Source organism: Pseudomonas sp. SIMBA_041, from assembly GCF_046535095.1.
GTDB classification, from domain to species: domain Bacteria; phylum Pseudomonadota; class Gammaproteobacteria; order Pseudomonadales; family Pseudomonadaceae; genus Aquipseudomonas; species Aquipseudomonas mucoides.
In genome coordinates this window covers 1-250 of record NZ_JAWRXJ010000693.1, presented here as the reverse complement: position 1 = coordinate 250, position 250 = coordinate 1, and the positions used below count along the sequence as shown (strand labels likewise).

General features: G+C 64.8%; 1 protein-coding gene. It reads right to left on the bottom strand.

The window, feature by feature from the left end; genetic code table 11:
* Positions 1-250, bottom strand: a 250-nt coding sequence (locus SB725_RS32880; RefSeq protein WP_410923659.1) for an acyl-CoA dehydrogenase family protein, incomplete at both ends; no start/stop codon positions are given.

The following is a 250-nucleotide window of genomic DNA, read 5'->3' as shown; positions in this document are numbered from 1 at the left end:
CGCGTGATGCAGATCGACGATGAAGATCGACATCCCCTCCGACTTCTTCTGCACGTCCGACAGCGGCGTCGTGCGCGCGAGCAGGATCATCAGGTCGGAGTGCTGCACGCGCGAGATCCACACCTTCTGGCCGTTGATCACGTAGCGGTCGCCCTTGCGCACGGCGGTCGTCTTGATTTTGGTCGTGTCGGTGCCGGTGGTCGGCTCGGTCACGCCCATCGACTGCAGGCGCAGCTCGCCGCTCGCGATC